The following is a 6,546-nucleotide window of genomic DNA, read 5'->3' on the forward strand; positions in this document are numbered from 1 at the left end:
CGCGGCGGCACCGGCCCCGCGCCCTTGGGCTGGGCCGCGCGGCGCTGGCCGGCCGGCGCGCCGGCGCCCAGCAGTTGCGCGATGCGCTGGTAGAAACGCTGCTCGGCCTGCAGATAGCTGAGCTGGGTCTGCGCCTGACGGCTGTGCTGCCTTTGCAAGACCGGCGCTTCGCTGTCGGCCGGCGCCGCGGCGGCCGGCTGCGGCTGCGCCGGTTCCGCCACCGGCTGCGGACGCCGCCAGGGCTTGACGTCGCCGAACAGCGCGCGGTTGGCCTCGTTGACGATCATCTCGGCGATGGTGTGTTCGCGGCCGGTGTGCACGGTGGCGACCAGGGCCGGACCGCCCGTCTGCGGCGGCGTCGGCGTTCTGGCTTCCAGGCGATTGGCCTCGCCGGGCTCTTGCAGAATCATATGGGCGTAGCCGCGGTCCAGGCCCAGGCTGTTGACCGCCGCCAGCCGCAGACCGCCGGCCGGCGCCGGCCAGGCCGCGCCGGTTTCTCCAGCGCGGAACACGGCGCGCAGCGCGGCCTCCGGATAGGCGGCCAGCGCCGCCGCGCCGGGCAGCTGCCGGCGATGCAGGCAGAGCGCGGCCTTGATCACGCTGACGATGCCCTGGGCCGAGGCCAGTTGGCCGTAGTTGGCGGCCACCGAGCCGGCGGCGACGCCGCTGTCGCGGTAAACCCGGGACAAGCCGTCGATCTCCACCTGGTTGTCGCTGGCCAGCGCGCCGCCGCTCAGTTCCAGATAGCCCACCGACGCCGGATCCGCGCCGGCCTGGCGCAAGGCCGCCGCCGCCGAGCGCGCCACCGCGTCCGCCGCCGGTTGAAACTCGGTGCTGTCGCCGCAGGCGTGGCCGATGGCCAGGCCGCGCATCACCGCGTAGACGCGGTCCTTGGCTTCCAAGGCCGCCTGCTCGCGCTTGAGCACCACCACGCCGCCGCCCTCGCCCACCGGCGCGTCGACATGGCCGGCGCCGCGGCGCGGCGCCCACAACACGTTTTCCAGACCGCCGGCGAAGCTGCCGCCGGCGACGATGACCGCGTCCACCAATTGCTCGGACAACATGAATTGCGCCAGTTCTATCGCCTTGAAGGCGGCGTTTTCATGCGCGCACAGCGAGAAGGCCGGGCCGTCCAGCTTCAGATGGGCGGCGATGCGGCTGGCCACCACATTGCCGATGCCGCCGGTAATGCCCTCCGGATACGGCTCCGGGAACAGGCTGTCCTTGACGATGGTTTCCAGCGCCGCGGTCTGCGCCTCGCTCAGCGAGATGCCGCTGTGCGCCAGGCTGTCGCGCACCTGCCAGGCCATCTCGTTGCGCGCCTGATAGCGCGAGCAGCTGTAGTCGACGTCGCCGGCGACGATGACGGCGATATTGCGCTTGTGGCCGTCCAGCTGGTAGCCGGCGTCGTAGAAGGCGCGCTCGGCGATGGGCATCAGGAACAAATGCGACAGCAGATGGCTGCCCACCACCTTGGGCGGCAGCTTGAAGCGCTTGCAGTCGAAATCGAACTGCTCGATATAGGCGCCGGCCGGCGCCTGACGGTAGCCGCGCGCGCCCAGCACGTCGGCGCGCCCCTCCAGGCCCAGCCAGCGGGTGCGCGGCAGCGGGCGGAAGTGGCGGCGGCCCTCGGCCACCGTCCGCAACAGGGCGTCCGGGGTTTCAGTGTCCGCCAGCGCCACGCCCACGCCGACGATGGCCAGGCTTTGCTGTTCGGCCGGCAGTTGCGGCCAGGCGGTCACCGGCGCGTCGGCGCGGTGTTCGCGCAGCACCATGTGGCCGTTGACGCCGCCGAAGCCGAAGGCGTTGATGCCGGCGCGCTTGGCCTGGCCGCGCTGCGGCCACGGCGTGGTGTCGCGCACCACGTGGCGGATGTCCAGCTGGCCGCCCGGGGTGCTGACCATGTCTTCCACGTTCAGCGTCGGCGGGATCACGCCGCTGCGCATCGCCAGCAGCACTTTGAGGATGCTGGCCATGCCGGAGGCGGTCAGCATATGGCCGATATTGCCCTTGTTGGCGCCGATCAGCGGCCGCTGCGCCTGGTCGGCGAAGAAGGTCTCCACCGAGCCCAGCTCCACCTGATCGCCCACCGGGGTGCCGGTGGCGTGGCATTCCAGATAATCGATGTTCTTGTCCACGCCGTCGTAGGCGCGTTTCAGCGACAGCAGCTGGCCGTTGAGGTCGGGCACCAGGATGTGCTTGGCGCCGCCGTCGTTGGACAGGCCGATGGATTCGATCACGCCGTAGATGCGGTCCTTGTCGCGCACCGCGTCGGCGTAGCGCTTGAGCGCGATCACGCTGGCGCCCTCGCCGGCCTTCAGACCCTGGGAGTTCCGGTCGAACGGCACCGACTGGCCGTCGGCCGGGAAGGCCTGCAACACGTTGAAGCCGTGGTCGATGTAGATGTGGTCGGCGTGGCAGACCGCGCCGGCCAGCATCAGGTCGGCCTTGCCGCTTTGCAGGTAGTAGCTGGCCACGCGGATGGCGTACAGCGCGGAGGCGCAAGCCGCGTCCAGCGCGAAGCTGGGGCCGGCCAGGCCCAGCGCCTGGGCCGCCAGCGTGGCGTTGTGGCTGCCGGTCATCAGATTGAGATCGGACAAGCCTTCCGCCTGCCAGGGCTGGCGGAAATGGAAATCGTCGCGTTGCAGCAGTTCCTGGACGTAGGGTTCCAGGATGCCTTGGTAGAAACCGTTGAGCAGCTTCTTGCCGGCGTGCGTGGGCATGCCGATATTGCCGATGATCAGGCCGCAGCGCTCCAGCGCCTCGGCGCTGTGGCCCACACCCTGGCCGGCGTCGATCAAAGCCTGTTCCGCCGCGTACAGCGTCCATTGGAACAGCGGGTCCAGCGCCTCCAGCTGCGCGGCCGGCAGGCGGTAGCGGCCGGCGTCCAGCTTGAAACCGCGCACATGGCCGTTCTTGTTGTAGGCGATCTTGTCCGCGGTGCCCGGCACCGGGTGGCGATACAACGCCGGGTCCACGCCCAGCTCTTCCCGGCTCAATTCCGAGGTGCAATCCCGCCGCTCCAGCAGGTTGCGCCAGTACTGTTCTGGCGTTTCGGCGCCTGGAAACAGGCAGCCTAATCCGATAATGGCGATTTCTTCCATAGTGCATTCATGCCTAAAGTAGAGCCAACATTCCCAAACCTTGGGCGCAACCGTCCCCCTCCGCCGCCGGCCGCTGTTGAGGCGGCGGGCGGCGGCGCGGGATCAGGATTGAACCGGCGCGGGCCGATTTCGAGTGCGGCGGCGACAAGGCGGACCTTCCGCCGCCGCGCCTCGGCTGTATGGCCGGAACGCGTCGCCGCGCTCCGGACCGGCTGCGCCCGCAGGCGCAGCCTTGCTCGCGTCACACCGCCACGCTGGCCTCCGGGTCGCACATCAGCTGCCGCAGCTTCTTCGACACGGTGAACTGCAAGCCGGACAGCTTGCTGTACACCTTGCCGTCGGCGCCGTGGACGGTGACGTCGGCCAGCAGAGTGGTCGCGGTTTGCGCCGTGACCGCCATGCTCAGATAGAAGGCCTGGTCGAAAGCCAGCGGTGCGTACTGCCGCCACTCGGCGATCTGCAGCGGCAACCCCGCCTTGTCCGACTGCGACATCAGCCAGATCAGCGGCGTTTGCAAGGCCACGTCCGCCAGATAGGGGTTGAAGGAGTTCACCGGGAACTGCCCCTGTCCGCCCGCGGCGGCCAGCCTACCGCCCGCTTGCAAGCCCTGGCCGTCGAGACGGAACAAGGACTGCACGCCGCGGAAGGCCGGGCCGTGGAACAGCCAGGCGCCGTCGCGCATGTCGCCGTACAGCGGCGCATGCTCCAGCGGCTTGCCCGCCGGCGCCTTGGGCCCGTCCAACGGCGCTTCCGCCGCCAGCCGGCTCATGGTCACCCGCGCCTGGTAGCGGTTCAGCGCGGCCCCGTCCACCTGGTTGAAGATGCTCACCTCCAGCGTGTGGCGGTCGCCGTTGCCGCCGGCTTCGGCCACCGGCCGCAGTTCGGCGATGAAGCGCCGCTGTTCGCCGGCGTCGAACACCACGCCCTTGAGCACGCGGAAGTCCGTCAGCGTCTCCAGCCGATAGCCGGGCAGCAGGTCTTCGCACAGCTGCACCATCCAGCCGGCCGCGGCGGTGGCCGGCAGCACCGGCTGTCCGCCCACCACGTGATCGCCCAGGAAGCCGTTGACGGCCGGGTCCAGCTCGCGCTCCACCCGGGTCAGCGCCGGCAGGGTCTTCTGCTTGCGCCCCACCTTGTAGCTGCCGCCGCCCACGATCACCTGCGGCACCAGGCCGGCGGCGAACTCGTCGACGAAGAACTGCGCGCCCACGGCGGTGGGGATGATGGCCAGGCCGCGGTCGGCGTAGGCCTTCTTCAGCACGTCGTTGACCATGCCGCTGTCCCACGGACCCCAGTTGATGCTGCGCACCTGCTGTTTCGGGTACAGGGTCTGGTACAGATAGGCGAACTTGTTCAGCGCGTCGTTGGCCATCGCGTAATCGGTCTGGCCGGCGTTGCCGAAGAAGCCCGACACCGAGGAGAACAGCACCAGATGACGCAAACCGTCCGGCTTGACCGCCGCCAGCAGGTTCTCCAGCCCTTTCACCTTGGTGTGGAACACCGAGCGGAAATCGGCCGGGGTCTTTTTCTCGATGCGCTTGTCCGCCAGGTTGCCGGCGCCGTGGATGATGCCGCGGATGGGGCCCAGCTGCCGCTGCGCTTCCGCCGCCGCCCGCGCCACGTCCTTGGCGTCGCCGATGTCGCAAGCCAGATAGATGGCCTGGCCGCCGGCCTGCTCGATCCGGGCGATGGTGTCGCGCACCTCGGCCAGTTGCAGCAGCTCCTTGAGCAAGGCGTCCACCTTGACCGGGGTCACCGTCTCGCCTTGCTGTTGCAGATGGCGGATGGCGCGCGCCTTGAGCTCGGCCACTTCGCCGCCGCCCTCCGCCCATTCCGGCAGCGGCGCGTCGATGCGGGTGCGGCCCAGCAGCGCGAAGCGGGCCGGATAACGCTTGGCCAGCGCGATCACGCACTCGGCGGTGATACCGCGCGCACCGCCGGTGACCAGAAACACGGTCTTGGCGTCGATGCCGGCCACGGCCTGCGGATCGGTCGGCGCCGCCTCGAAGCCCAGCGTCATCCGCTCGCCCTTGACGCCGCGGCCCACTTCGGCCACGTCGGACTGCACGTCGCGCAGTTCTTCCAGCAACATCGCGGCGATGGCGCTCTTGCCGCATTTGGGATCGAAATCCACGGTGCGGCAGAACACGTCTTCCCACTCGATGTTCAGCGCCTTGCTCAGGCCGCTGACGCCGGCGGCGGCCACCGGGAAGGCGGCGCGCCGGGCGGTGCCCAGTTCGCCGTCCAGCTGGCTGGCCACGAAGAAGCAGGCGCGGCCGAGGCCGGGCTGCGTCAGCGAGGGCTGCAGCAGCTTGGCCAGCAGGAACAAGGCCTGAGCGGTGTCGTACTCGGCCGCGGCGAAGGCGTTGGCCAGCGATTTGACGTTGCCGGCCGGCGCTTGCAGGTGGATGAAGCCGCCCACCTGCCCTTCGGCCACCGCGATCCGCGACAGCACGTCTTCCAGCGCCAGTTCGTCGGCGCGTTCCAGCACGTAGTCGTTGACGTGCTTGATCGCCTTGCGCTGGCCCTTGGCCTGCTGCCACTTGAACACCAGCCGCGCCACCTGCTGGCCGTGGGCCAGCAGCTGTTTGGCCACTTCTTCGCTTAAACCCTTGCCGTCGTCGGTCAGCAGCCAGAGCCGGCCGGCGGCCAGCTCCAGCAGGTCCGGCTTGGGCAAAGCTTGTTTCCGCGCCTGAAAACGATGGATGGACGCGGCTACCGTATGGGCATCACTTACAGGGGATTGCTGAGCGAGGGCAGATGCCGTCTCCCGGGGCTCAGCTAGGGATTTTTTTGCTGCGGAGTCCTCCACGGCAACGTCGGACACCAGTTTCTTGGTGGACGACACCACGCCCAGCTGACGCAAAGGCTTGGCCTCCGCCGCCGGGGTTTCGTGCAAGGCGGGCTCGCTGGAGACCGGGGCCGGCGCGGCCTCCGGCGCCGGAGCGGCTTCCGCGGCCGGCGCGGCGGCGCCGCCCTGCTTCAGCTCGGTCAGCAGTTCGGAGATGGTCTGCTTGAAGAAGCCGCCCATCTTGCGGATGTTGCTGAAGGCGTCGATGTCGAAGGTTTCCATGTCCTTCTGTTTTTCCATGTCCTGGAAGTGCGGCACTTCGGCGGACAGCTGGTCGAACATGGCGCCGAAGATTTCCAGGCGCTTGATCGAATCGATGCCCAGGTCGGCTTCCAGATCCATGTCTTCATTGATCATGTCGGCCGGGTAGCCGGTGCGGTCGCTGACGATGGCGATCAGTTGCTTGATCAGGTCGGCCTCGGTCAAGGCTTCGAAGCGCTGGATCAGGGCCTGGTCCTCGGCGCTGATCGCGGCGACGGGCGCGGCGGCTGCCGGAGCGGGCGCGGCCACCGGGGCCGGCGCGACCGGAGCGGCTGCTTGCGGAATCTCCTGCAGCGTCGGCTTGGGCGCCTGCACCGCGCTCACTTGAGG

Annotated in this window: 2 protein-coding genes; both read right to left on the bottom strand. The window is 69.2% G+C overall.

Features of this window, described 5'->3' with window-relative positions; all coding sequences use genetic code 11:
- The coding region (locus NK214_RS24485; RefSeq protein ID WP_305883580.1) for a beta-ketoacyl synthase N-terminal-like domain-containing protein at nucleotides 1-3,104 on the bottom strand (3,104 nt) is incomplete at its 3' end.
- Nucleotides 3,105-3,345: 241 nt separating this feature from the next.
- On the bottom strand, nucleotides 3,346-6,546 hold a 3,201-nt coding region (locus NK214_RS24490), incomplete at its 5' end, for an SDR family NAD(P)-dependent oxidoreductase (RefSeq protein WP_253315753.1).

The organism is Chromobacterium sp. S0633, assembly GCF_024158805.1.
Taxonomy (GTDB): domain Bacteria; phylum Pseudomonadota; class Gammaproteobacteria; order Burkholderiales; family Chromobacteriaceae; genus Chromobacterium.